The 250-nt window shown below is 49.6% G+C and carries 1 protein-coding gene; it reads right to left on the bottom strand.

The window, feature by feature from the left end; genetic code table 11:
- Positions 1-100: 100 nt before the first annotated feature.
- The coding region (locus KVT27_RS27410; RefSeq protein ID WP_217582273.1) for an S-layer homology domain-containing protein at positions 101-250 on the bottom strand (150 nt) is incomplete at its 5' end.

Consider the following 250-nt stretch of genomic DNA (forward strand, 5'->3'; position numbering starts at 1 on the left):
GCTTTCGCTTGAAGTTGTGCGCTGCCCGCATGAACACCCTGGACTTGCCGTTTAGGAGCAGGGCTTGTAGTACGTGAATGCAATTGCTTTCCCTCCAAATTCAGTTCTTAGCTTGTATTACGAGCATGCGTACAATAGCTGCCACTGCTTCAGCCCTTGTTGTTTGTGCGCTGGGCTTGAATTGATTACTCTGTAGACCGCCAAGCAGTGCATACTTGTATGATAAAGCCGCTGCACTTCTTGCCCACTC

The organism is Lysinibacillus sp. GbtcB16 (assembly GCF_019091145.1).
In the GTDB taxonomy this organism is placed as follows: Bacteria; Bacillota; Bacilli; order Bacillales_A; family Planococcaceae; genus Lysinibacillus; species Lysinibacillus fusiformis.